The following is a 24,110-nucleotide window of genomic DNA, read 5'->3' as shown; positions in this document are numbered from 1 at the left end:
CCGGCCTTCGAATCTGGCGCGCTCTGACATACACTGCGCGGCCGTTTTTTAACCGGAACCTGAAAGACATGAACAACGCATCTCCAGCCCGTGCCTTGGGTATCGACTTTGGCACGTCCAACTCCACCGTCGGCTGGCTGCGCCCCGGCGTGGAAACGCTGATCGCGCTGGAGGACGACAAGATCACCCTACCGTCAGTGGTCTTCTTCAATATCGAAGAACGTCGCCCGGTGTACGGCCGGCTGGCATTGCACGAGTACCTGGAAGGCTACGAAGGCCGCCTGATGCGCTCGCTCAAGAGCCTGCTGGGTTCCAAGCTGATCAAGCACGACACCAGCGTCCTGGGCACGGCGATGCCGTTCAAGGACCTGCTCGGGCTGTTCATCGGCCAGCTCAAGAGCCGCGCCGAAGCGTCCGCCGGTCGGGAATTCGAAGAAGTGGTGCTGGGTCGCCCGGTGTTTTTTGTCGACGATGACCCGATGGCCGACAAGGAAGCCGAAGACACTCTGGTCGACGTGGCGCGCAAGATCGGATTCAAGGAGGTCTCGTTCCAGTACGAGCCGATTGCCGCCGCGTTCGACTACGAGTCGACCATCGAGAAAGAAGAGCTGGTGCTGATCGTCGACATCGGCGGTGGTACCTCCGACTTCTCCCTGGTGCGCCTGTCGCCGGAGCGTCGGGGTGTGGATAACCGCCACGAAGACATCCTCGCCACCGGCGGTGTGCACATCGGCGGAACCGACTTCGACAAACAGCTCAGCCTGCAAGGCCTGATGCCACTGTTCGGCTACGGTAGCCGCATGAAGAGCGGCGCCTACATGCCCACCAGCCACCACATGAACCTGGCGACCTGGCACACCATCAACTCGGTGTACTCGCAAAAATCGCAACTGGCCCTGGGCAGCATGCGCTACGACATCGAAGACACCGGCGGTATCGACCGCCTGTTCAAGCTGATCGAACAGCGTGCCGGACACTGGCTGGCCATGGAAGTGGAAGAAACCAAGATCCAGCTGACCCACGCCGACAATCGCCACGTGCCACTGGACCGCATTGAAGCGGGCCTGAGCGTGCACCTGAGCCGGGCGCTGTTCGAGTCGGCCATCGACAGCCTGCTGGAGCGGGTGCGCAACAGCGTCACCCAACTGCTGGCGGACGCCGACGTGCGGGTCGACCAGGTCGATACCGTGTTCTTCACCGGTGGTTCGAGCGGGATTCCGGCGCTGCGCAACAGTGTTTCGGCGATGTTGCCGAAGGCGCGGCATGTGGAAGGGAACATCTTTGGCAGTATCGGTAGCGGTTTGGCGATTGAAGCGGCCAAGCGCTACGGCTCTATGGACTGACCACAATCTCTGTGGCGAGGGAGCTTGCTCCCGTAGGACTGCGCAGCAGTTCCCTTCTTTTCAGGGATAAGGGGGCCGCTGCGCGACCCAGCGGGAGCAAGCTTTCTCGCCACAATTTGATCAACATCTAGATCCGAAGCAGATCAAACCATCCCCACCTGCTTCAACTCACTCTTCAGATACGCGTAGTAAATCGGCCCCGCCACTACCCCCGGCAGGCCGAACGCGGCCTCGAACACCAGCATCGCCAGCAGCAACTCCCACGACTTGGCACTGATCTGCCCGCCGACGATGCGCGCGTTGAGGAAGTATTCGAGCTTGTGGATAACAATCAGGTAACCCAGCGCCGCCACAGCGACCCAGATCGACAACGACAAACCGACGATGGTGATCAAAGTGTTCGACATCAGGTTGCCGATCACCGGCAGCAGGCCGAGCAGGAAGGTCAGCACGATCAGGGTTTTGGTCAGCGGCAGCTTGATCCCGAACATCGGCAGGATCACCGCCAGGAAAATCCCGGTGAAGACAGTGTTGAGCAGGGAAATCTTGATCTGGGCGAACACGATGTTGCGAAACGCCTGGACCAGCAAGTGCAGGCGCTCGAACAGCGCCGCAGCCAGCGGCTTGCGCTTGGTCAGGTCCGGCACACGCTGCAAGGCAATGATCGCACCCAGCACCATGCCGATCAGCAAGGTCACGAACATGTGCGCCGCATCCTTGCCCACCAATTGCAAATCGCTGAGGTGTTTGCTGACCCACTCGCCAATCGCCACGCGGAACTCCGCGGCACTGGCCGGCAGGTAGGCGTCGATGAACGGCGGCAGTTGCCCGCGCGCGCGGTCGACCACTCCCATGAACTTGTCGAGGGAGGCACCGGGGTTTTCCGCCTCGTGCAGCAGGAAGCTGAAGGCACCGGCAAAGATCAGCGATAGCACGCTGACAATCAGAGTCCCCAACAATGCCACCGCCAGCCAGCGCGCACGCCGGCCTTCGATCAGCCGTTGCAGTTGCGGGGTGAGCATGTTGACCAGTTCGAACACCAGCAATCCGGCGAGCAGGCTGGGCAGCAACCGCAGCGGCAGGACCAGCAGCAGCCCGCCAAAAATGATGACCCAGCTGATGACCAGCAAGACTTGACGCTGAGAAAACGTTGGCATACAGCCTCAAAAACGAACGGCGTAAAAAGGATTGGCAGTCTGCCAGCGATCCGGTGCGAGCACTAGGGATTGTGTGGGGCGACCTTAGTGGGGGCCCTGGATGTTTGCAGTGCCTCGACTGGCCTGCTCGCGATGGGGCCCTCACAGCTCCAAAATTTTTCAGCCCTAGTTTATTTTTTCTTCAGGCAATCGCTCATGAACACCTTGCGCTCATCCCCCTTAAGGGCTTTGGTGGCGGCGTCGGCATTGCAGGTCTTCATCTTCTCTTGCTGTGGGGTCAAGGTCTTACCAGCATCGTTTGCCGGCGCAGTCGCCTTCAGGCAGGTGCTCATGAAAGCTTTGCGCTCGTCGCCCTTGAGGCTTTTGGCCGTAGCGTCGGCGTTGCAGGTGGTCATCTTCTCTTGCTGGGCCGTATTGGCGGCAAAGCCCTGGGAGCACAGCAGCAAACCGATCATCAACAAAGGGACACGCATCATCTTCATGGAGTTTTCTCCTGGTCGCCACACCGAGGGGCGTGGCCTTGCACTGGAGTGTAGACAACCCCTGTTACACCTTCCTGTTCTCCAGATGGCTGCGCCGATACTGCTCCGGCGTACATCCGGCCTGGCGCTGGAACATCGCGATAAACGCCGAGCCGGTGCTGTAGCCCATGTCGAAGGCGATTTCCTGAATGCTGCGCGGGCTGTCCAGCGCTTCGATCGCCGCCAGAAAACGCAGGCGCTGGCGCCACTCACCGAAACTCATGCCCAGTTCCCGCACGAACTGCCGCGCCAGGGTGCGCTCGCTGACATGGATGCGTGCGGCCCATTCCGACAGCGGCCGATTGTCCCCCGGTTCGGCCTGCAGCGCTTCCAGGATCCCGAGCAATCCGGGGCTGCTGGCATAGGGCAGGTAGCACTCGTGCACCGGGGCCTGTTGCAACTGGTCCACCAATACCTGGGCCAGACGCTGGTCGGCGGCCTGTTCGGGGATTTTCACGTCCCGGGCGGCGAAGTCCTTGAGGATCGCCTTGAGGACGTCGCTGATGGCCAGGGTGCAGGCTCGCGGCGGCAGGTCGGCGCAGACCTTGGGTGCCAGGCACACCGCGCGGTAGTTGACCGGTTGGTGGCTGTAGAAGCTGTGCTCGATCTGCGGCGGCACCCACACCGCGTATTGCGGTGGCGACATGAAGCGGCTGCCCTCGACGTCCATGTGCAGCACGCCGTGGGCGGCATATTCCAGCGTCCCCCAAGGATGTCGATGGGGCGCGGCGTATTCGTGGGCGTCGAAATCGGCGTAGCGGAAGTACACCGCCGACGGCAGTTCGCTGAAATCCAGCAGGTCGATGTGTTTACTGCTCATGCTGTCCGTCATCAGGGGCCGGTTGTCTGGATCGAAGTATAGGCTTGCATCCAGACAAGAGGATAATTGCCCTTCATTAACGTTCTGGTTTTTCCCGATGCAATACGCTTATCCCCTGCTGGCCATTTTTATCTGGGCCGGCAACACCGTGATCACCAAAATGTCGGCCGGGGCGATCTTCCCCGCCGAGATCGGTTTCTACCGCTGGCTGCTGGCCGGGTTGCTGTTCACGCCCTTCATGCTCAAACCGGTGCTCGCCCATTGGCCACTGATCCGCCCAAAGCTGGGCAAGATCTTTGTCCTCGGTGTTCTCGGCATGGCGGTCTATCAAAGCCTGGCGTACTTCGCCGCGAGCCTGACCTCGGCCACCAACATGGGCATCATCCTGTCGCTGATGCCGCTGATGTCGCTCGCCATGGCGATCATCAGTCTCGGCCAGCGCCTGACCATGGGCGCCCTGGCCGGTGCGGTACTGTCGTTTGCCGGTGTCCTGGTGGTGGTGTCGTCCGGAAGCCTTGGCACATTGCTGGAACACGGGGTCAACCTGGGCGACGCGATGATGCTGATCGCCACCCTGGCCTATGCGGTCTACAGCACCCTGTTGAAAAAATGGCAACTGAAACTGCCGCCGCTGGTGCTCTTGTATCTGCAGGTGCTGGTGGCCGTGGTGGTGCTGTTTCCATTGTTCATCGCCTCACCGAAAGTTGGCCCGACCCTGCAGAACATTCCGCTGGTGCTGTACGCCTGCCTGCTGGCATCGATGGTCGCGCCGCTGGCGTGGATGCAGGCCGTGGTGCGTTTGGGACCGAGCCGGACCACACAGTTCTTCAATTTGCTGCCGCTGATTACCGCCCTGATTGCGGCGGTGGTGCTGCATGAACAACTGGCGCTGTATCACCTGGTGGGCGGGGTATTGACCTTGGGTGGAGTGATTGTTTCCGAGCGATGGACGACGGTATTGGGTCGCGCCTAGCTTTTTGTGGCGAGGGAGCTTGTCGGATCGCCGCACCGTCCCGTTGGGCTGCGCAGCAGCCCCTATTCATTCACCCAAGACTCAATGATCGATTTGCGACCGCTGCGCGGTCGAACGGGAGCAAGCTCCCTCGCCACAGGCGGTCTAGACGCCTGCCGCCGCCAGCCGCGCCGCATGCTCGACAAACAGCCGGATCGGTTCGGCCCCCTTGCCCACCAGCCCCAGCGACTGGTTGACGATATCGAAGTGATCCAGCGGATACTCATCGCCAATCACCGTGCCCAGGTGCGAGCTGTAGCGCCCGACCATGCCGTCGCAATGCCCGGCTTCGCGGACGAAGGTTTTAGCGAACAGCCGGCAAGTGCGGTTGGTGCCGTCCAACAGATTGCGCCCGCGATCGGTAATGCCCGGTTGCAAGGTGCCGGACCAGGAGTAATAACGCACACCGTTGACCTGCTCCGGCCCCTGACCACCCCAGGTGTCAGGCAAGCCCTGTGGATAACGCTGGTTGAACAGCGCCACGCCAGCACTGGTGAGGGAGTGATGAGACGCATGGATATCCACCGGCAGCTTCGGCCCGCGGTAACCGGTATCCAGCCAGCCCATCAGCACCCCGATCATCCGTAGCAAAACGCTCAGCAGACGACCACGGACGCTGTCATGGGGATAATGCTCGTGCAGGTAATCGGCGAGCTCCGAACCGTGGTTCGGCCCCGCCACCGAGGTCACCGAAGCGATCAGGTCAGGACGCTTTGCCGCTGCATAACGGGCGGTCAGCGAGCCCTGGCTGTGGCCGATCAGGTTGACCTTGGCGGCTCCGGTTTCCCGCAGGATTTCGTCGATACGCACCAGCAATTGCTCGCCGCGCACTTCGTTCGAATTGAGCGGCGAGACCTGCACCGCGAACACCACCGCACCACCACGGCGCAACGCCTCGACGATCCCGTACCAGTACGGATAAAGCACCAACCGGATGAACCCGAGCATTCCCGGGACCAACACCAGCGGGTAGCGCGGGGCAGAACCTTGCGACATGGGTGGACATCCTTGTGGTCGGGTGTTGATGCAAGGCGGGATGCAAGACATCCGCCAAGCTAAGCCTGCGAAGATGACAACTCGACGACAAGTCTATGTCATCGGCCCTACTTCAACCCCACCACGCCCGCCACGATCAGCCCGACCGAGACCAGCTTGATCACGCTCAGGCTTTCACCCAGCAGCGCGAAACCGAGAAACACCGTGCCCAGCGAACCGATGGCGGTCCAGATCGGGTATGCGATGCTCACCGGCAACTCGCGCATGGCAAGAGTCAGGAAGTAGATCCCGCCCACAGCGGCGACCACGGTGATCAGCGAAGGCCAGAGACGGGTGAAGCCCTCGGCGTACTTCATGCCCATGGCGAAGGTGACTTCGAACCCGGCGGCGACCAGCAGAAACAGCCAGGCCACCTAGAACTCCCCGGCCAGCGCCAACAGACGCTGCTCAGCCTCGGCGGCAGATATTTCAAAGCTGCGCTCGGTGGACTCTTCGCCCTCGGCAGCCACCACGGTGACGTCCGTGATGCCGATGAATCCGAGCACCGTACGCAGTAGCGTATCGGCATGGTTCATGGCTTCGAGCTCGCCACCCGGGCCAAAACCGAAGCCGCCACGGCTGGTGATGATCAGGGCCTTTTTACCCTGTACCAACGGCTCGTACTGAGCCACGCCATTGTCCAGGCTGTGATCGAAGGTCACCCCGACCCGCACGATCTGATCGATCCAGGCCTTGAGACCGCTGGGTACGCTGAAGTTGTGCATCGGTGTGGATATCAGCAACACATCGTGGCCAAGCAGTTCGCCAACCAGTTCGTCACTGAGGGCCAGGTCAGCCTGCATCGACAGCGGCCGAGCGTCGGGCTCGGGGTAAAACGCGGCAGCCACGAATGCCTCGTTGACCGGCGGTATCAACGTCCGACCGACTTCGCGTCGGGTCAACTGTGAGTGTGGATGACGGGCCTGCCAGGCCGCTAGAAACACTTCGGCCAAACGCCGGGAGTGCGAACGCTCACCACGGGGACTGGCGTGAACAGCAAGAATTCTACTCATCTGTCTCTCCTCAGGACTAAACTCAAACGGCTTGTGGCTTGCAGCTTGAAGCTGACCAACGTCCTCGTTCAAATGAGAAGAAATCAGTCTGGATGAATCTATTTCATCCATGGAGTGTTGAATGTTTGCCTCATTGCCGTTGACCGCCCTGCGGGCCTTCGAATCCGCCTCACGCCTGTTGAGCTTCAAGGCTGCCGCCGAAGAACTGTCCGTCACCCCGACGGCGGTGTCACACCAGATCCGCTCCCTGGAAAGCTGGCTCGGTGTGCCGTTGTTCGAGCGCCTGCCACGCCAGGTACGCCTGACCGAATGCGGCGAACGGCTGTTCCAGAGCCTGCACGGTGCTTTCCTCGAAGTGGCGCAAAGTGTCGATACCCTGCGCCCACAACGCAGCGGCGCCAACCTGACAGTTTCCACCACCGCCGCCTTCGCCGCCCTGTGGCTGGTGCCACGGCTTGGACGCTTCTACGCCCGTCACCCGAACATCAACGTGCGCCTCGATACCCACTGCGAGGTCATCGATCTGCATCAGGACGCCAGTGTCGATCTGGTGCTGCGCTACAGCCTCGATGATTACCCCAACCTGTACGGCCAGTGCCTGTTCGATGAATCCTTCGGTGTCTACGGTTCGCCCGAACAAGTGGCCCTGGCGTCGAGTCGCCCCCCCACGCTGATCAGCGTGCGCTGGCACAACTCCAAACTCTATGCCCATGGCTGGGAAGCCTGGTGCGCCCGCTCCGGCGAAACCTGGCTGAGTGGCCCGCCCGCCGTGCGTGAATACGACGAAGAGCACTACGCCCTACAAGCGGCGATTGCCGGGCAAGGTCTGGTGCTGGCGAGCAATATTCTGGTGTCGGAAAGCGTGGCCAGTGGGTTGTTGGTCGCTTATCGAGGCGAAATTCAGGTCGACGGTGCCGGCTACAGCGCGTTGTGCGTGCCGGGGCGTGAGCGACACCCGCCGGTTCGGGCGTTTTTTCAATGGCTCGCAGAAGAGGCGCGTTTGTCAGGGCATCCCTTGCAATGAGTGCTGCCCCGCAGGGACCACTGCCAAACGTGGGCAACACTTGCAAACAGGCCGCACGCAGCAGACCCTGCCGGATTTTCCAGTGACTGGCTATCGGCATCAAATACGTTGTGAAGTAATGTCAAAAACATACTTGTCCGTTGAATCAGGGAGTTTACTCAGTATCTGGTCCAGCATCCGGTCTTTTTCATATCCCGCCTTGTTCAGCAGTTGCTTCGAGACGTCAATACTGACCTTACCGACAATATGCTCGCCCACAAATCGCTGATTGATAAAATCAACCTCAACGTCTTCAATCGTTCCAAAATGAACAAACGCCGAATAAACAGCCGGCCCCGCCCCCACAAAACTCAACTGCAACGCAATAGTTGAAATAACTGAATCTTTCTCTCCCGGCGCACTCACCACCGCACGCTGCCTAAGTTTCGCACCCACCACTTCCGTATTGAGCGAATCTTCAACAGAAGCCATCAAGCGCTCAAACTGCGGAGCTTGACTCAAGCCAAAGAGACTGCCAAGTCTTGCACCAACCAAATCTTGCAGCACAACAACCGCGCCAACCTCCGGCTCAAAGCTATAACTCTTATATGCTTCACGCCTCCACTTAACTTTTTCCATTGCATTTGAAAAATCTTTATACCACTGATCAGGAGCAACAAACCTGTCAACCTTCGAATTCGCATACAGGCGAGAGTAAAGCAACGAATTCAGAGCCTCCTTCCTCCAAAAAGCTGGAATATCGGTTGAAATAGACAACGGATCCCCCGCGACCAAAAAAACAATATCCTTATTCATTAACAACCTCCGTAGAGCAGTAAGCCGACGCGGGTTGCCTTTTCAGTAACCCGCGTGCAGCCTTTCACTTATCCAAGCTTGGCGCCCGCAAAGAAATCTTCCGAACTCTTATCAAGCGCCGCATATATGAGGTCTCTATTGCGCTCATGCACCCGCATATTGAGTTCAACCATGGTAGCTACTTTCTTCATTTTTAATTCCGAAAGCTTCCACGTCCAAAACCAGGCGCCGCCCTGCTGCGTCTTGAGCTCACAATCGACAGCTAGGTAAGCGGTGATAGCGGTACCGCCCTCGGATTGCAAGCAGGGTACAATTCTGAACTCCGCGTTTTTTCCGCTCTTGCTATTATTATCAAACAAAGTGATCAGTTGCTCTTCATCTTTCACCTTGCCCAGGACTCCATCCAGCAATTTCAGCATCGCTGGTGCATTCCTTCCGGCAACAGTTTTTATAATGTCCATGACAATAACGTCCATCGTAACATTAACCTGCTTACTGACATGATCCTCATACTTATTATTGATCAATGTCCAACCACAATGCTTCATGGCCTCACGATACTTCTCATGCCAGTCAATTGGCGTCAACTTAATATCTGAATTGCCGTCAGCATAGCGCTCCGCATAATGAATACTGTCTGCCGCTGCTTGTTTTTTATCTTCATCGAGATTATCTGTAAATCCGATAATCGTAGGGCTTTCTTTGCCGACCAGTACATCTTGCTCTTTTACGCCCACTTCCTCCGACTGAGTAATGACCTGAGCACGAGCAAATCTAACACTTTGTGTTGCAAGCTTTGCCCCTTCAAAAAACGCCTGACTCTCTTCAAAGCTCGGCAATATAATACTCATATAAATCTCCATATTTAAAAATAAATATCACTTGCAAGACCAGCCTTGTGACTGGCGATCAAAACTTAATAAAGTTGAGGAATAATAGCCACCAAACAAACATAACACTTCATTACCCACCCCAAGATAAAAATATGAAAATCAAACGCACCAGAAAAAACACAGCTGATCATCCGAGACTAATTCAAATAGTCCGCAACCAAGTTTCCAGCATTTACCGCCAGATCATCTCTCTACACTCTTCGGCGCCTTGCCCGCCTTCATCTGCTCCAGCAATGGCGCGCATTGATTCGCCTCCCCCCCACTCGGCGCCACCAGCGCCAGCAACCCTGCCGCCGGTGCGGCGATCACGCCCAGCGCCACCATCCCGGCTCCGCGCAACATCAGCGGCACGGCCTTGACCCCGGCATCGGGCTTGATGAACTTGCCGCGCACGTACAGCGGCGAGCGCAATGAAATCAGGCGCCAGCCCTTGGATTCCGGGGTGATGGTCAGGTCCAGTTGTTCGGTCGCCATGTTCGCCGTGCCATCGATGTAAACAATGGCGTTCTCGGTGTCGAACACAAACAGGCGGGTACTCGCCAGGCCGGACTGGATACCGAAGTCGGCCGCCGCGCAGTTGATCTTCACTTCCTTGTCGCCAAAGATTTTGCCGACCACGTAGTTGCCGACGTTCAGGCCCGCCAGCTCCATCAACTCGCGACTGATGGCGCCATCGTTGATCAGCATTTTCAGATTGCCATTGGCGCTGCCCAGCAGTTTGGCCACCGAATTGCCGTGCCCGCTGATATCAGCATCGCCGTTGAGTTCGCCGAAACTGGTTTTCATCGGTTCAAAGCCGGGGAACAACTGCTTGAGCTTGAAGCCTCGGGCCGTGAGTTGGGCATGACCCTCCAGTGGATCGGCGTGGCCGTTCAGGCGAATCTGCGCATCCAGCTTGCCGCCGGCCACGCCGAAACGCAGCGGTTCGAGGCTGAGTACGCCATCGGTGAGTACCAGATGGGTATAGAGGTCGTTGAACGGCAGCTTTTCGCTGTGCACGATGCGCTTGCCGGTGAACTCGACATCAGCATCCATATCGCGCCAACGATCGGTCTTGAACTCTTCGACCGGCAGCACTTTGTCCGCCGGCTGTTTGCTGTCACCGCCCCGGGCCTTCTGTTCGGCGTTGGAGTCGGCACCAATCAGCGGCGCCAGGTCAGCGAATAGCAATTGATTGGACAGCAGCGAGCCGCTGAGTTTTGGCCGTGGCTGGCTGGCCACATAGGTCAGATTGCCGTGGATGTCGCTTTCACCGATCTTGCCGTTGAATTGTTCATAGCGGAACACCGCACCACCTGCCTCGTGCAACTTGGCGATCAGGTGGCCATCGGTGGCATAAGGTGGCGTGTCCGGCAGGATCACGCCGGTCAGCGGGTAGAGGTTGCCCAGGCTGGTGCCGGCCAGTTTCAGGCGCAAGTCCAGGGCACCCAGGTTCAGTGGATCGGTCAGGGTGCCGGCCAGTTCAACGCTGGAATCGGCGATCTTTACCTGTGCCTGAAGCGGAAACGGCCGTGCCGCGTCCTGCAACGCCAACAGCCCGCCAATCTTGCCCTGGCCCGCGAGTTTCTGGCCGTGGTACTGGCCGTTGACCTTGAGGGCGAACGCATAATCCTGGGGTGACGAGCCCTTTTCCTGCGCGGCTTTCGCCGCCTTGTCGCCGACGATATCGCTGAACGGGATCGGTTTGCCCAATGGATCGATCAGCACGTCGAGCTGGGTCTTCAGGTTCTGGTCATCGAGGGTGACATGGCCCTTGTCGAAGCCAATCGCACCGATATCCACCACCCAGCTCGAAGGCTCGGCGTCCGGGTCCTTCGGGTCGAATTTGAAGGTCCAATTGGCGCGCCCGTCAGCCAGGCGTTGCAGTTGGGCATTGGGTTCGGTGAGATCGATACGCGGGATCACCACCCGCTGCGCCAGCAATGCCAGGGGTGAAATACGCAGCTCCACCCGCTTGAGGGTGACCATCTGCGGTTGTTTCGACCAGTCAGGATTGCCCAGGCTCAAGTCTTCGGCCACCACATGAGGCCACGGCACCCAGGCGCGCCAGCCGCTTTCATCGGGCTCGGGCTGCCAGACCACCGACAGATTGCCGTTGATGGCGAAGGCGCGGTGCAGCTCTTCGGAAACCTTGGCGTTGAGCGGCGGTTTGATCCGGTTCCAGTCAAAAAACACGATGATCAGCACCAGCACCATCAACAAGGTAAGGAAAGTGGAAAGGGTCCAGACCAACGTCTTTTGAGTGCGCGTCATTGCACAGGGCTCCTGATACGACTGAGCGTCCCGATTGCGACGCACATGTGAAACGGTGAGCCGCAAACGGCTCGCCATGAGAGTTACGACTGATAAAAACCCGGCAGGTTTAATCGAAAGACCGATTTCGCTGAATTCATCCAGTCAAAAGCTGACCAATCAGTCATTCAGCGTTACCGCCCCCCGCACTACTGCCTGTCGAAGATGAGTCGAAAATACCCATTTCGGGGCAGGACAACTCGCCTGAAACGCCTGGTTTAGAGCCTTCGCAGCAAACAATCAATTCCATTGATTATTACCATTGCGTTTATGAACTTTCATATCGATTTATCGAGAGTAGCATTGCTCTCGTACCCAATTTTTCGCACCCCCGAGGAGCACAACGATCATGAAACGCCAATTACTGCTTAGCCTTACACTCTCGATGCTGGCCAGCACTGCCTTTGCCCTGCCAGCCGCTGACCAGGCCACCCCACAAGTGAAACAAGACCACTCGGCGTTCAGCCAGACCGTTGCCGCCGATGGCTCCGACCGTACTCCACAAGGCCAGACCCTTGCCGAAGGCGGCAATGATCGCCTGAAAGAAAAAGGCCTGATCACTCAGGATGGCTCGGACCGTACTCCTCAGGGCCAAACCCTGGCAGCCGATGGTACCGATCGCACCCCACAAGGCCAGACCCTTGCCGCTGATGGTACCGATCGTACCCCACAAGGCCAGACCCTTGCCGCTGATGGTTCGGATCGCACCCCACAAGGCCAGACCCTCGCTGCTGATGGCTCCGACCGTACTCCACAAGGTCAAACCCTCGCTGAAGGTGGTGGTGACCGTGTGATCGAACGCAACAGCGCCGTGAGCTAAGCCCCATGGCCGCCCTGAAAAAAAGCCCAATCCCCGGATTGGGCTTTTGACTTTTCAGCGGTCCGCTTGATAGATGCGGCACTTCTCCCGCTTGATCCCCCACAGTCGTTCGACGCCGGCAAAGCCGATTTGCTAGAGTGCGCCGCGTCCCTGTCCAGAAAACGCCCTTGCGATGCTGCCCCGCGCCGAACAGAAACAACAAACCCGTAATGCCCTGATGGACGCTGCTAGGCGCCTGATGGATGGCGGCCGAGGATTCGGCAGCCTGAGCCTGCGCGAAGTCGCGAAAACCGCCGGGATCGTACCGACCGGTTTCTATCGGCATTTTGCCGATATGGATGAATTGGGCCTGGTGCTGGTCAGCGAAGTCGGCCAGACATTCCGCGAAACCATTCGCCTGGTACGACACAACGAATTCGTGATGGGCGGCATCATCGATGCCTCGGTGCGGATCTTTCTCGACGTAGTCAGCGCCAACCGATCGCAGTTCCTGTTTCTCGCACGCGAGCAATACGGCGGTTCGCTACCGGTGCGCCAGGCCATCGGCCGTTTGCGTGAAAACATCAGCTCGGACCTGGCGGCGGATTTGTCACTGATGCCGAAACTGCAGCATCTGGGCATCGCCGACCTCAGCGTCATGGCGGACCTGATCGTCAAGAGCGTGTTCGCTACTCTGCCAGACATCATCGACCCGCCAACCGAGGCCTTGCCCGAGCACCTGACGCCCCAGGCAAAAATCACCCAGCAGTTGCGATTCATCTTTATCGGCCTCAAGCATTGGCAAGGGCTTGGAAGTACTGAGTAACGCCCCTCGTTTCAGACTGCTCCAAAACCCACATTGAGCTTGATCGCTTCAACCTGGTGCAAAAATCAAAAACAACGCACCAACTTCAACCAAAAAGCTCACCCCATCGTCGCGCATCCCACATCTCCGTCAGCCATTTCCTACGCATCATGTCGATTGGCAAGCCCCTTGCTCTAGCCTGAGCATTGTCCATTGCTGGAAGCCTTCCGATGCTGGTGATTCATCGCAGAATCGACCCTCAACCCGCCTGGGCTGCCGAACTGCACCTGACGTTCGAAGCCCGCAGCAAAAGCCGTTTGCGCTGTTTCAGTGCCGAAGGCGAAGACGTCGGGTTGTTTTTGGAGCGCGGCCAGCCGCCATTGCATGATGGCGAATGCCTGCAAGCCGAAGACGGGCGAATCGTGCGCGTTTGCGCCCGCCCCGAACAACTGCTGCACGTCACCTGCGCCAGTGCCTTCGAATTAACCCGGGCGGCCTATCACCTGGGCAATCGCCATGTTGCCCTGCAGGTCGGCGACGGCTGGTTGCGCCTGCTCGACGATTACGTTCTCAAGGCCATGCTCGAACAACTCGGTGCCGTTGCCGTGAACATCGAGGCGCCGTTCCAGCCGGAACATGGCGCCTACGGCGGTGGTCATCATCATTCTCGCCACGGCGATGAAGACTTCAACTACGCGCCGAAACTGCACCAGTTCGGCGTACGCACATGAACCCGGCCTGGGCGCTGCTGCGCCTGGCCAGTCCACAACTGCCGATTGGCGGCTACAGCTACTCCCAAGGGCTGGAAATGGCTGTGGATAACGGCCGTGTTCACGACCCCGACAGTGCGCGACGCTGGATCAGCGATCAGTTGCTGCTGAATCTGGCGCGCTTCGAAGCGCCGCTGTTGCTCGCCCATTGCGTGGCCGCCAGCGAGGAAAACTGGGACGAGTTGCTGCAGAACTGTGAAGCGCATCGCGCCAGTCGCGAAACTCGCGAGCTGCATCAGGAGAGCCGGCAGATGGGCTACTCGTTGCAGCAATTGCTCAATGGCTTGCCGGAACTCGACGCGCCGGCCCGTGCCTTCCTCGATCAACGCAGCGAGCCGCATCTGGCCCTGGGTTGGGCCTTGGCCGCACGCGCCTGGCAGATCAGCCCGCAGGACGCCCTGGCCGCATGGCTCTGGAGCTGGCTGGAAAATCAGTTGGCCGTGCTGATGAAGACCCTGCCCCTGGGTCAGCAGGCCGCCCAACGCCTGACCAGCGAACTGTTGCCACTGCTTCAACAAGCGCAACAGAACGCCACCCGAATCGATCCCGATCACTACGGCAGCGCCGCTTTCGGCCTGTCCCTGGCGTGTATGGCACACGAGCGCCAGTACAGCCGTCTGTTCCGTTCCTAGGGCCCCTATTTTGGAGAATCACATGAACACACAACCCCTGCGCGTCGGCATCGGCGGTCCGGTCGGCTCCGGCAAAACCGCCCTGACCCTGGCCCTGTGCCTGGCCCTGCGCGAGCGTTACAACCTGGCCGTCGTGACCAACGACATCTACACCCGCGAAGACGCCGACTTTCTGGTGCGCAACGAAGCCCTGGCGCCGGAACGCATCATTGGCGTGGAAACCGGCGGCTGCCCGCACACGGCCATCCGCGAAGACGCCTCGATCAACCTCGAAGCCGTGGATCAGCTCAACCGACGTTTTCCGGGGCTGGACCTGATTCTCGTGGAGTCTGGGGGCGACAACCTCTCCGCGACCTTCAGCCCGGAACTGTCGGACCTGACCATCTACGTGATCGACGTCTCGGCCGGCGACAAGCTGCCGCGCAAGGGCGGGCCGGGAATCTGCAAATCCGACCTGCTGGTGATCAACAAGATCGACCTGGCGCCGCTGGTCGGTGCTTCGCTGGAGATGATGAACAGCGACACCCAGCGCATGCGCAACGGCAAGCCGTTCGTGTTCAGCAATCAGAAAACCGGTTTGGGCCTGGAAGAAATCATCGCCTTCATCGAACGCCAGGGTTTGCTGACCGCGGCCTGATCAAGACTTATCAACAAGGAAGCTTATCCATGACACTCAAACGCATTCTCGGCGCCCTGGCCCTGCTGCTGGCCCCGACCCTCGCCTTCGCCCATCCGGGGCATGGCGACAACGGCTTGATCGCCGGCATCAGCCATCCGCTTGGCGGCCTCGATCACTTGCTGGCGATGCTCGCCGTCGGCCTGTGGGCGGCGCAGCAGCAAGGTGCTGCGCGTTGGGCGCTGCCGTGCGCCTTTGTTGGCACTATGTTGATTGGCGGGCTGTTGGGTTTTGAAGGATTGAACCTGCCGGGACTGGAAGGCGCAATTGCCGCTTCCGTGTTGGCTTTGGGGTTGGCGGTTGCCTTGGCGGTGCGTCCACCGTTGGTGATGGCGGTGGGTGCGACTGCGTTGTTTGCGCTGTTCCATGGCGTGGCCCATGGTCTTGAGCTACCGGACATGTCGAGTCCCTGGACCTATGCCGTCGGGTTTGTGGTGGCGACAGCGGTGTTGCATGCGGCGGGTTATGCAGTCGTGCGGGTGTTGCCGCAAGCAGCTGCGCCACTGGTTCGACTGGCAGGCGCGGCTTCGGCGGCGACCGGGGTGTGGTTGCTGGCGGGCTAACCCCCTCCCTGTAGGAGCTGCCGCAGGCTGCGATCTTTTGATCTTGCATTCAAAATCCACATCAAAAGATCGCAGCCTGCGGCAGCTCCTACGAGGATCGCATCCGTCGAGTCAGCCTCTCTGCTAACATGTCGCGCAATCGCCCCTGCCGTGACGACGCCAGCCAATGCCGCCTGTTTCCCGCTCCGCCTCTCAGCCCGAATTGACCGCCCTGTTCGCCTCGGTGCAACAGCACTTCCTGAACGTCATCGTGCCGCTCTGGCAAGGTCCGGGCTGGAACGCCGACATGGCGTTGCCCTACGAGGCGCTGGATGCCGAACACCAACCGCTGCCAGCGCAACGCTACCGAGCCATGGCCTGTGCGCGGCAGTTGTATCTGTTTGCCGGCCTGATCGGTCAGGTGCCGGGCGCCGAAGAGCGTGCCGCCGCGTTGTTCCGCTCGATGCAGCGGCACTTTCACGATGCCGAGCACGGAGGTTGGTTCTACAGCGTCGATGCACAAGGTGCGCCGCTGGATCAGCGCAAGGACCTCTACACCCACGCCTTCATCCTGTTCGCTTGCGCCCATTATTGGGACAAGGTCCGCGAGCCGCTGGTGGAGTCGGTGCTCAACGCCTCGCTGGAAGTGGTCGCGCAGCGCTTCGCCACGGACGACGGCCTGTACGAAGCCACGCTCGAGCGCGACTGGTCGTCGCTGGACAGCGGCCCATTGCAAAACCCGCTGATGCACCTGGCCGAAGCTTTCCTCGCCACCCTGTCGGTGCGCGAAGACCCCGACGTGCAACAGGCGCTCGTCGAGTTATGCACAGCCATGCACGCGCGCTTCATCGATCCGCAGCACGGCGTGTTGATGGAGAAGCCGCTGGGGTCTGTGGATAACTGGTTTGAACCGGGGCATCAGTTCGAGTGGTATTTCCTGCTGGAATCCTCGGCGCTGTTACGCAATTCGACGCTGCATGCCGATCTGGAGCGGGCTTTTGCCTTTACCGAGCAAGCGGGCGTCGATCAGCAGACGGGTGCCGTGCGGGCGATGCTCGACTTCGCAGCGCAGGGCGGCGTGCGGGATGCCACGCAGCGTATCTGGGCCCAGGCCGAGTACTTGCGCGCATTGACGCTGCGTCCGGACAGCGAAGTGGCTGTACTGCGTCAATTGCAAGCCTTGCAGCAGCGCTCGCTGCATGCCGGCGGCTGGTACGAATGCCGTGACGAGCACGGTGAAGTCAGCCGCCGCGACATGCCTTCGACCACGCCCTATCACCTGGCGACCTGTTATCGCGGGCTGGCGCAATATCTCGGCTGACTTTGTGGCGAGGGGGAGTCCAATCACTCAATCCACTTGCGATCGCCGGTAAAGCTGATGGTCAGCCATCGCGCGGCATCCGGCTCGCCAAGCTTCGCGGAAATTTCCTCGCGCAAACTGTCCAGTTGCCCCACACCGTCGAGCCAGTAATCCTTCGGCAATACGATGTGAATCTCGATAAAACAGGCCCTGCCGTGTTTCTGCACGTAGGAAATGTAATCGTCGAAACCATGCTCGACCTTCGCCACCTCCATCACCTGACGCACCTTGTCGTCCAGTTGATCCGGGACGATCCCCAGCACATCGCGCAAGGCCGGTCCGAGGATTTTGAACGCCGGGGGGAGCATGCCCAGGGCCAGCAGGATCAGGATCATCGGGTCGACATACACCGCCCACTTGTCATAACCCTGAGTCTTGAGCAGCAGCGCGATGAGAAAACTCACCAGCAGGCCCGCCGACAGCATCGCGTCCACCAGCCAACTGATGTTGTCGAACTGGATCAGCGATGAGTTGAGTGTGCGATTGCGTTGGCGGACGTAGAAAAAATAAATGAGCTCAACGACAGTGAAGAACGCCGCGTAGAAAATCACCAGCCCCAGTTCGACCTCGCGGCCACCACTGATGATGCCGAACACACCGTTGAGAAAGGCATAAACGGCGACCAGGAAAATGAAGCTGCCCTCGATCACCAGCACCATGGGCTCCAGGTGCCAGGATCCGAACTGGAAGCGCTGGTTGCTTTCCTTGGCGATCAGCCGGGCGGTAATAAGCATCAGGACCTTGATGAAGGCCGCGATCAACGAAAAGAAGCCATCGAACAGGATGGATTGGGCGCCCGAAACAAACCCGGTGATGATCCCGGCGAATGTCACGGCAAGCATCAGGAAGGTCGATTGTTTGAGCAGCGACTGCTCGCCTCGATTACTCACTTGATCTCCTCTAATACCTCTAGACCGCCGGGTGTGGCGGAGTTGTTGGGTGAGGAGTCTAGCTGATGTCTTGCACTGCCAGTTCCGCCCCCTTCGTCGGAGCGCCGCCCGGAGCAAGCCCGCGAAGGGCCGTTACGCGGTCTTAAGACTTACGCTCGATTGCAAACCCGGCCCAGGTCTGGCTGACCGGCATCAGTTCCAGGCTGTTGATGTTGATGTGCGCCGGGGCATTGAGCACCCAGAAGATGGTCTCGGCGATGTCCTGCGGCTGAATCGGCTCGGCACCGGCGTAAGTGGCGTTATAGCGCTCCTGGTCACCGGCAAAACGCACCAGCGAGAACTCGCTCTCGCACAGGCCTGGTTCGATGTTGCTGACCCGTACGCCCGTGCCTTGCAGGTCGCAGCGCAAGTTCACGGAGAACTGCTTGACGAAAGCCTTGGTCGCGCCATAAACGTGGCTGCCCGGGTACGGGTAGTTGCCGGCAATGGACCCCAGGTTGACGATACCGGCACCACGACCATGGGCAATCAGGCGCGGCAACAGCAGACGGGTGCTGTACATCAGGCCTTTGACGTTGGTATCGACCATGGTGTCCCAGTCGTCCAGGTCGCACTTGGGCGCCGGATCAACCCCCAGGGCCAGCCCGGCGTTGTTGATCAACCCGCGCAGTTTGGCAAAGGATGGCGGCAGATTGGCAATCGCCTCCTCCATGGCCTTGCGATCGCGCACATCGAGCACCAGGCCATGGACTTCGGTCTGCTTCGACAGCTCGGCGCACAGTGCATTGAGGCGCTCTTCACGACGGCCAGTCAGCACCAGTTTCCAGCCGGCCTCGGCAAAACGACGGGCACAGGCTTCACCAAAACCGGAGGTCGCGCCGGTAATAAACAGGGTGTTGGACATCGTGTTCTCCTTGCTTCGGCTGATCGCCAGCCATTGGAATAGAAAATCAGCAGGCAGCATGCCCGGCCTTGTTCACAGCGGCAACCACCGTTCAATCTGTTCAAAAAACGCTCAATCCCGGCAAGCCCTTGACCAGCGCGGCCTACAGCCATGTGCGCGCACGTTATCCACAGGCCGGTCCACAGTCTTTGGGGGCAAGTGGAAAAGCTGCAAGCCGCTATCCACAAGGCTTTGCGCGGGGTTTTGAAACTTTTTCGCTTGACCCTCGACCGCCTGCTGTGTAGCCCTTGGCCATTTTCATGACTGATGGGTCAAACCGACGATGGCGCCAAGCCAGTAACCACGGCCTTCAGCCGAGTCTTTCCAGAGTTTAGTCACAGACTTATCCACAGGCTTGTCCACCCCGATTTCACGCTCTTGCGCCCGGAACAAAAAGGTTGACAAAGCGGCCTTCAAGCTGCGCAAAAACACTTGATCAAAAAACAACCACCCCTCTGCAAGCCACGGTTTAAAAGGCCTCCAGCCAGCTACTCCCACGTTATTCACAGCCGGTTCCACAGTAAACGGGGACAAGTCAAAACTGTGACAAAACAACTATTTGCAGCGGCTTTATGTCGCGGTTTCGGAGCTTGGGAATATTGTTTTCCACAATTTCCCGCAGGCATGCCAAAACCCTGTGGGAGCGAGCTTGCTCGCGATGACCGGGGCACAGCTTGCATCGTGGTGACTGACACACCGCTATCGCGAGCAAGCTCGCTCCCACAGGGATTAGTGGGTTATTGGAGATGTAAAAAAGCCCCGGCGATTGCGCGCCGGGGCTTGTGCATGACAGAGCAGACTCAGTGCCCGCCGAGATAGGCGTTACGCACATCCTCGTTGACCAACAACTCCTTGCCGGTGCCGGTCATGCGGATTTCGCCGTTGACCATCACATACGCCCGGTCCGACAACCGCAGGGCGTGGTTGGCGTTCTGCTCCACCAGGAAGATGGTCATACCGGTCTTGGCCAGTTCCCGTAGCGTTGCAAAGATCTGCTTCACCACGATCGGCGCCAGGCCCAGGCTCGGCTCATCGAGCAGCAACAACTTGGGCCGGCTCATCAGGGCCCGGGCGATGGCGAGCATTTGCTGCTCGCCGCCGGACATGGTCATCGCCCGCTGGGTACGCCGCTCTTCGAGCCTGGGGAACAGCTCGAACATGCGCTGCATGTCCTCCTTGGCATACTTGTCACCGATAGGGATGGTGCCCATCAGCAGGTTTTCCTCGACGGTCATGTCGGGGAACACCCGCCGCCCTTCCGGCGACTGCGCGATGCCGTTGGAGGCGATGTAGTGGGACGACTTGTGGGTAATGTCCACGCCCTGATAGAGGATCTGCCCGTCGGCTGCCCGTGGCTGGCCGAAGATCGACATCAGCAGAGTCGACTTGCCGGCGCCGTTGGAGCCGATCAGGCTGACGGTTTCCCCTTCGTTGATGTGCAGCGAGACGCCTTTAAGGGCCTGGATCGGCCCGTAGAACACGTCCAGTTCCTTGAGTTCGAGGATGGGTTGGCTCATAGCACCACTTCCTCTTCATCGGCGCCCAGGTAGGCCGCAATCACTTTCGGATCGTTACGAATCGCATCGGGTCCGCCCTCGGCGATGACGATGCCGTGGTCCAGCACCACGATATGATCGGAGATACTCATTACCATGCCCATGTCGTGTTCGATCAGCACCACCGTCAGATCATGCTCGTCGCGCAGCAGCCGGATCATCGCGCTCAGCGCTTCGGTTTCCTGAGGGTTGAGGCCGGCGGCCGGTTCGTCGAGGCAGATGATCTGCGGTCGGGTGCACATGGCACGGGCGATTTCCAGGCGGCGCTGCTGGCCGTAGGACAGTTCACCGGCCAGGCGGTTGGCACAGTCCACCAGGTCCACCACTTCCAGCCAGTAGAACGCGTGGTCCAGTGCATCGCTTTCGGCCTTGCGATAGCCCTTGGTGTTGAGGATGCCGGCCAGCATGTTGCGGTTGACCCACATGTGCTGGGCCACCAGCAGGTTTTCCAGAACGGACATTTCCTTGAACAGGCGAATGTTCTGGAAGGTCCGCGCCAGGCCAGCACGGTTCACCAGGTGGGTGCCGCCGAATGCCTTGTAGAACAGCCGACTGGCGAAGGATTTCGGCGAAACGAAATCCGTTGGTTTGAACGGCTCGCCCAGCAACTTGATGACGTTGGTCTGTTGCCCACGAATGTTGAGTTCGATCTTGCCGCCGGAAGCTTTGTAGAAACCGGTCAGGCAGTTGAACACCGTGGTCTTGCCGGCGCCGTTTGGGCCGATCAGGGCGAAGATCGAGTTGCGGTGCACTTTCAGGCTGACATCGCTCAACGCCTTGATGCCGCCGAAGTGCATCATCAGCTTTTCTACACTGAGTACGACTTCGCTCATGGCGCTACTCCTTTACGCGGGGTCACACCGGTACGGCTGATCCGAATCAGGCCGCGCGGTCGCCAGATCATCATCAACACCATCAGGATGCCGAACAGCAGCACTCGGTACTCGGCAAAGCCACGCAGCAGCTCAGGGGCGACGGTCAGCACGAAGGCGGCAATCACCACGCCTATGGTCGACCCCATGCCACCCAGTACCACGATGGCGAGGATCAGGGCCGATTCGAAGAAGGTGAACGAGGTCGGATTGACGAAGCCCTGGTAGGTGGCGAAGAACACCCCGGCCAGACCGGCCGTCGAGGCACCAATGGTGAACGCCGAGAGCTTGACCAGCACGTGGTTCAGGCCCATGGAGCGGCAGGCGATTTCGTCTTCGCGCAGGGCTTCCCAGGCGCGGCCGACCGGCATGCGGGTCAGGCGATGCTTGATGTACAGCACGGCCAGCACCACCAGGAACAGCACCGCGTAGATGAAGTAGTACTTCACATCCGGGTTGTAGGCGATGCCAAAGAACTCATGGAACGGCACGCCGCCATCCTTGGCCCGCTTGCCGAATTCCAGGCCGAAGAAGGTCGGCAGCGGTGCCGGCATGCCGTTCGGGCCGCCAGTCAGCGACAACCAGTTGTTGAGGATCAGGCGAATGATTTCGCCGAAGCCCAGGGTCACGATCGCCAGATAGTCACCGTGCAGGCGCAGCACCGGGAAGCCGAGAATGCAGCCGGCCAACCCCGCGGTAATCGCCGCCAGCGGCAACACCGTCCAGAAACCCAAGCCAAGGTATTGATAACCGAGCGCCAGGCCGTAGGCACCGATGGCGTAGAACGCCACATAACCGAGGTCGAGCAGGCCGGCCAGGCCGACCACGATGTTCAGCCCCAGCCCCAGCAGCACGTAGATCAGCCCGAGGATGACCACGCCCAGCAGGTAGGAGTTGGAGAAAAACGGCAGCACCACGGCGATGACGATCATCAGCGGGATGATCCAGCGCAACCGCGACTTGTAGTCCGGCGCGAGCACATGCACCCCGGAGCCTGTCGTTTCAAAGCCTTCGAGGATTTTCAGGCCCTTGGATGTCTGCAGGAACATGCTCAGGGCAAAGCGGCCGGCCATGACGATCGCCACGATCCACGCCACCCGGGTGGTTTCCAGGTTGAAGCCATAGCCATCGAGAACGACGCCGACAATCGGCCCGAACACAATCAGGGCAATGAGGCCGGCAAGAATCGCGTCAACCAGACTTTTTTTGATATCAATGGTTTTTTTAGTGGTTGAAGACATCGCTTACACCTTCGACACAAGAGGACGGCCGAGCAGGCCTTGAGGCCGAAAGACCAGAACGAGGACCAGCAGCGAGAAGCTGAAAACGTCTTTGTAGTCCGAGTTCACCAGACCGGAAAACAGCGACTCGGAAATCCCGAGAATGATCCCGCCGAGCATCGCGCCGGGCAGTGAGCCAATCCCGCCGAGCACCGCGGCGGTGAACGCCTTGATCCCGATGATGAAGCCGGCATAGAAGTCGAATGTGCCGTAGTTCATGGTGATCAGCACACCGGCCAGGGCCGCCATCGCTGCACCAATGATGAACACGTAGGAAATCACCCGATCGGTGTTGATCCCCAGGATCGAAGCCATCTTGCGGTCTTGCTGGGTTGCACGGCACATGCGGCCGAGCTTGGTGTACTTGATGATGTAGGTCAGCGCGGCCATCCCGACGAACGCTGCGACCAGAATGAAGACCTTGGTGTAGGTCAACTGAACGAAACCGGTACCGATATCAACGCGCCAGGCACCTGAGAGCAGAGTCGGAACGCCTTGTTGCTTCGCGCCCTGGGAGATCTGTGCGTAGTTTTGCAGGATCAGGGAGATACCGATCGCACTGATCAGCGGTGCGAGTCGGGTAGAGTTACGCAGGGGTTTATAGGCGACGCGCTCGATGACCCAGCCATACACCGCCGTGACGACGATGGTGAAGATCAGTGTGCCAAGCATCAGCAGCGGGAAAGATTCGATACCGAAGTAAGCCAGCAGAGCCAGACTGATTGCCGCGAGGTAAGCGGAAATCATGTAAACCTCGCCGTGGGCGAAGTTGATCATGCCGATGATGCCATAGACCATTGTGTAGCCGATGGCGATCAGGCCATAGACCGACCCGAGGGTCAGGCCGTTGACCAGTTGCTGCAGGAAAATACCATCCATAACGCAATCTCACGCAATGAGAACCTGCACATGTGGCTGTGCGGTTCTTCTAAGGAAAATACAGATTTACGTCGGAGCAATGTCAGCCACGATCAGGCAGGCCACCACGGACCCTGTGGGAGCTGGCTTGCCTGCGATAGCGGTTGAACATTCAACAAAGTTGTCGCCTGTCAGTCCGTAATCGCGAGCAAGCTCGCTCCC

At 59.4% G+C, this 24,110-nt stretch carries 26 protein-coding genes; 10 read left to right on the top strand and 16 right to left on the bottom strand.

The genetic code is table 11. The annotated features are described in order from the left end of the window. Nucleotides 1-68 precede the first annotated feature (68 nt). On the top strand, nucleotides 69-1,343 hold the full coding sequence (locus ACMDB8_RS02355) for an Hsp70 family protein (protein ID WP_056725371.1): 1,275 nt from the start codon (nucleotides 69-71) through the stop codon (nucleotides 1,341-1,343). A gap of 143 nt (nucleotides 1,344-1,486) precedes the next feature. Here ACMDB8_RS02355 and ACMDB8_RS02350 read toward each other — a convergent pair whose 3' ends face one another. The 3 genes from ACMDB8_RS02350 to ACMDB8_RS02340 all read right to left on the bottom strand — a co-directional run bounded on the left by ACMDB8_RS02350 (nucleotide 1,487) and on the right by ACMDB8_RS02340 (nucleotide 3,841). After that, nucleotides 1,487-2,500, bottom strand: coding sequence for an AI-2E family transporter (locus tag ACMDB8_RS02350; RefSeq protein WP_056725372.1), 1,014 nt, complete (start codon nucleotides 2,498-2,500; stop codon nucleotides 1,487-1,489). A gap of 170 nt (nucleotides 2,501-2,670) precedes the next feature. Continuing rightward, entirely contained in the window at nucleotides 2,671-2,982 is a 312-nt protein-coding gene (locus tag ACMDB8_RS02345; protein ID WP_056725374.1) for a PsiF family protein, read from the bottom strand. Between the two features lie 64 nt (nucleotides 2,983-3,046). Next, complete coding sequence (locus tag ACMDB8_RS02340; protein ID WP_056725376.1) at nucleotides 3,047-3,841, bottom strand: AraC family transcriptional regulator; 795 nt, start codon at nucleotides 3,839-3,841, stop codon at nucleotides 3,047-3,049. A 97-nt stretch (nucleotides 3,842-3,938) separates the two neighbouring features. Between ACMDB8_RS02340 and ACMDB8_RS02335 the strand changes: the two genes are divergently transcribed. After that, nucleotides 3,939-4,814, top strand: a complete 876-nt coding sequence (locus ACMDB8_RS02335) for a DMT family transporter (protein ID WP_056725378.1) — start codon at nucleotides 3,939-3,941, stop codon at nucleotides 4,812-4,814. Between the two features lie 144 nt (nucleotides 4,815-4,958). Here ACMDB8_RS02335 and ACMDB8_RS02330 read toward each other — a convergent pair whose 3' ends face one another. The 3 genes from ACMDB8_RS02330 to ACMDB8_RS02320 form a co-directional block, all read right to left on the bottom strand. After that, a complete protein-coding gene (locus ACMDB8_RS02330; protein WP_409078578.1) occupies nucleotides 4,959-5,849 on the bottom strand; it encodes an esterase/lipase family protein in 891 nt (296 codons plus the stop codon). A 107-nt stretch (nucleotides 5,850-5,956) separates the two neighbouring features. Continuing rightward, a complete protein-coding gene (locus ACMDB8_RS02325) occupies nucleotides 5,957-6,262 on the bottom strand; it encodes a DMT family transporter (protein ID WP_056725381.1) in 306 nt (101 codons plus the stop codon). Further along, the gene (locus ACMDB8_RS02320; protein WP_056725382.1) at nucleotides 6,263-6,901 is read right to left on the bottom strand and encodes an FMN-dependent NADH-azoreductase; all 639 of its coding nucleotides are present in this window, start codon (nucleotides 6,899-6,901) and stop codon (nucleotides 6,263-6,265) included. It abuts the gene before it with no gap. Nucleotides 6,902-7,022: 121 nt separating this feature from the next. On the opposite strand from ACMDB8_RS02320, the gene ACMDB8_RS02315 reads away from it, so the two are divergent. After that, nucleotides 7,023-7,925 (top strand): LysR substrate-binding domain-containing protein, encoded by a 903-nt coding sequence (locus tag ACMDB8_RS02315; protein WP_056725383.1) that lies wholly within the window; start codon nucleotides 7,023-7,025, stop codon nucleotides 7,923-7,925. A gap of 99 nt (nucleotides 7,926-8,024) precedes the next feature. On the opposite strand, the gene ACMDB8_RS02310 is transcribed toward ACMDB8_RS02315, so the two are convergent. The 3 genes from ACMDB8_RS02310 to ACMDB8_RS02300 all read right to left on the bottom strand — a co-directional run bounded on the left by ACMDB8_RS02310 (nucleotide 8,025) and on the right by ACMDB8_RS02300 (nucleotide 11,866). Next, on the bottom strand, nucleotides 8,025-8,720 hold the full coding sequence (locus ACMDB8_RS02310) for a hypothetical protein (RefSeq protein WP_056725384.1): 696 nt from the start codon (nucleotides 8,718-8,720) through the stop codon (nucleotides 8,025-8,027). Between the two features lie 68 nt (nucleotides 8,721-8,788). After that, entirely contained in the window at nucleotides 8,789-9,571 is a 783-nt protein-coding gene (locus ACMDB8_RS02305; RefSeq protein ID WP_056725385.1) for a hypothetical protein, read from the bottom strand. A 225-nt stretch (nucleotides 9,572-9,796) separates the two neighbouring features. Continuing rightward, nucleotides 9,797-11,866 (bottom strand): AsmA family protein, encoded by a 2,070-nt coding sequence (locus ACMDB8_RS02300; protein ID WP_409078577.1) that lies wholly within the window; start codon nucleotides 11,864-11,866, stop codon nucleotides 9,797-9,799. A 388-nt stretch (nucleotides 11,867-12,254) separates the two neighbouring features. On the opposite strand from ACMDB8_RS02300, the gene ACMDB8_RS02295 reads away from it, so the two are divergent. The 7 genes from ACMDB8_RS02295 (at nucleotide 12,255) to ACMDB8_RS02265 (ending at nucleotide 17,450) form a co-directional block, all read left to right on the top strand. Continuing rightward, nucleotides 12,255-12,725: a hypothetical protein gene (locus ACMDB8_RS02295; RefSeq protein WP_409078576.1), complete on the top strand. Its 471-nt coding sequence runs from the start codon at nucleotides 12,255-12,257 to the stop codon at nucleotides 12,723-12,725. A gap of 172 nt (nucleotides 12,726-12,897) precedes the next feature. Beyond that, on the top strand, nucleotides 12,898-13,530 hold the full coding sequence (locus tag ACMDB8_RS02290) for a TetR family transcriptional regulator (protein ID WP_056725389.1): 633 nt from the start codon (nucleotides 12,898-12,900) through the stop codon (nucleotides 13,528-13,530). A 209-nt stretch (nucleotides 13,531-13,739) separates the two neighbouring features. Beyond that, a complete protein-coding gene (ureE, locus tag ACMDB8_RS02285) occupies nucleotides 13,740-14,240 on the top strand; it encodes an urease accessory protein UreE (protein WP_056725390.1) in 501 nt (166 codons plus the stop codon). Continuing rightward, nucleotides 14,237-14,911 carry an urease accessory protein UreF gene (locus ACMDB8_RS02280; protein WP_056725391.1) on the top strand — a complete coding sequence of 225 codons (675 nt, stop codon included), beginning with the start codon at nucleotides 14,237-14,239 and terminating at the stop codon, nucleotides 14,909-14,911. The genes ureE and ACMDB8_RS02280 overlap by 4 nt, the downstream gene beginning before the upstream one ends. A 22-nt stretch (nucleotides 14,912-14,933) precedes the next feature. Next, on the top strand, nucleotides 14,934-15,548 hold the full coding sequence (gene ureG / locus ACMDB8_RS02275; RefSeq protein WP_046039876.1) for an urease accessory protein UreG: 615 nt from the start codon (nucleotides 14,934-14,936) through the stop codon (nucleotides 15,546-15,548). A 29-nt stretch (nucleotides 15,549-15,577) separates the two neighbouring features. Next, nucleotides 15,578-16,150 (top strand): HupE/UreJ family protein, encoded by a 573-nt coding sequence (locus ACMDB8_RS02270; protein WP_056725392.1) that lies wholly within the window; start codon nucleotides 15,578-15,580, stop codon nucleotides 16,148-16,150. A 166-nt stretch (nucleotides 16,151-16,316) separates the two neighbouring features. Further along, nucleotides 16,317-17,450, top strand: a complete 1,134-nt coding sequence (locus ACMDB8_RS02265) for an AGE family epimerase/isomerase (protein WP_056725393.1) — start codon at nucleotides 16,317-16,319, stop codon at nucleotides 17,448-17,450. Between the two features lie 23 nt (nucleotides 17,451-17,473). On the opposite strand, the gene ACMDB8_RS02260 is transcribed toward ACMDB8_RS02265, so the two are convergent. From ACMDB8_RS02260 to ACMDB8_RS02230, 7 genes are all read right to left on the bottom strand, one after another. Next, on the bottom strand, nucleotides 17,474-18,379 hold the full coding sequence (locus ACMDB8_RS02260; protein ID WP_056725411.1) for a cation diffusion facilitator family transporter: 906 nt from the start codon (nucleotides 18,377-18,379) through the stop codon (nucleotides 17,474-17,476). 142 nt (nucleotides 18,380-18,521) lie between these two features. Then, nucleotides 18,522-19,283: an SDR family oxidoreductase gene (locus ACMDB8_RS02255; protein WP_056725413.1), complete on the bottom strand. Its 762-nt coding sequence runs from the start codon at nucleotides 19,281-19,283 to the stop codon at nucleotides 18,522-18,524. A gap of 297 nt (nucleotides 19,284-19,580) precedes the next feature. Further along, nucleotides 19,581-19,829, bottom strand: coding sequence for a hypothetical protein (locus tag ACMDB8_RS02250; RefSeq protein ID WP_056725415.1), 249 nt, complete (start codon nucleotides 19,827-19,829; stop codon nucleotides 19,581-19,583). Nucleotides 19,830-20,122: 293 nt separating this feature from the next. Next, nucleotides 20,123-20,839, bottom strand: a complete 717-nt coding sequence (locus ACMDB8_RS02245; RefSeq protein WP_056725416.1) for an ABC transporter ATP-binding protein — start codon at nucleotides 20,837-20,839, stop codon at nucleotides 20,123-20,125. Beyond that, nucleotides 20,836-21,711 carry an ATP-binding cassette domain-containing protein gene (locus ACMDB8_RS02240; protein ID WP_056725418.1) on the bottom strand — a complete coding sequence of 292 codons (876 nt, stop codon included), beginning with the start codon at nucleotides 21,709-21,711 and terminating at the stop codon, nucleotides 20,836-20,838. The genes ACMDB8_RS02245 and ACMDB8_RS02240 overlap by 4 nt, the downstream gene beginning before the upstream one ends. After that, on the bottom strand, nucleotides 21,708-22,991 hold the full coding sequence (gene livM, locus ACMDB8_RS02235; protein WP_056725420.1) for a high-affinity branched-chain amino acid ABC transporter permease LivM: 1,284 nt from the start codon (nucleotides 22,989-22,991) through the stop codon (nucleotides 21,708-21,710). Before livM ends, ACMDB8_RS02240 begins: the two co-directional genes overlap by 4 nt. Before the next feature lie 3 nt (nucleotides 22,992-22,994). Next, nucleotides 22,995-23,909, bottom strand: a complete 915-nt coding sequence (locus tag ACMDB8_RS02230) for an ABC transporter permease subunit (RefSeq protein ID WP_008048116.1) — start codon at nucleotides 23,907-23,909, stop codon at nucleotides 22,995-22,997. Between the last annotated feature and the right edge of the window lie 201 nt (nucleotides 23,910-24,110).

The sequence above is a fragment of the Pseudomonas monachiensis genome, assembly GCF_047345015.1.
Lineage (GTDB): Bacteria > Pseudomonadota > Gammaproteobacteria > Pseudomonadales > Pseudomonadaceae > Aquipseudomonas > Aquipseudomonas monachiensis.
Note: the sequence above shows the minus strand (reverse complement) of the source record. Positions and strands in the feature narration are given on the sequence as shown.